Origin of the sequence: Novosphingobium sp. B-7 (assembly GCF_000410615.1) — a bacterium.
Classification (GTDB): domain Bacteria; phylum Pseudomonadota; class Alphaproteobacteria; order Sphingomonadales; family Sphingomonadaceae; genus Novosphingobium; species Novosphingobium capsulatum.
Genome location: NZ_KE148480.1, coordinates 1 through 376 on the forward strand (window position 1 = coordinate 1; position 376 = coordinate 376).

The following is a 376-nucleotide window of genomic DNA, read 5'->3' on the forward strand; positions in this document are numbered from 1 at the left end:
AGCGCGCCGCGATGGCGCGGGTCGGCCGCCAGCCAGGCTTCCAGCGCGGCTTCCTCCTGCGCGCCCAGATCGCGATCGAGCGCAGCCGCCCACTGACAGGCCTGCGCATCGATCGGGTTGGCGACGGGGTCTTGGTGGTCGATCATGGCCGGTCTCCCTGCCGCGCGGGGCGGGCAAACAGCGGGCGCCGCCTGCGGCGCGTGGGCATTTCGGCGCGTTCGCCCTCGGTCAACTGATCCAGCACACGGCGCAGGCCGCGCGCCACTTCGTTTTCGACCACGTTCTCGCTCAGGCCCAGAGACAAAGCGATTTCGCGCTGGGGCAGGCCTTCGATCTTGCGCATGCGCAGGATACGGCGGGGGGGGTCGGGGGGGGC

General features: G+C 71.8%; 2 protein-coding genes. Both read right to left on the reverse strand.

Features of this window, described 5'->3' with window-relative positions; genetic code table 11:
- Positions 1-146 (reverse strand): DUF4880 domain-containing protein (locus tag H926_RS32725; RefSeq protein ID WP_148291836.1); only part of this gene is annotated, 146 nt, incomplete at its 3' end.
- Positions 143-376 (reverse strand): sigma factor-like helix-turn-helix DNA-binding protein (locus tag H926_RS35125; protein ID WP_237741130.1); only part of this gene is annotated, 234 nt, incomplete at its 5' end. The genes H926_RS35125 and H926_RS32725, both read right to left, overlap by 4 nt.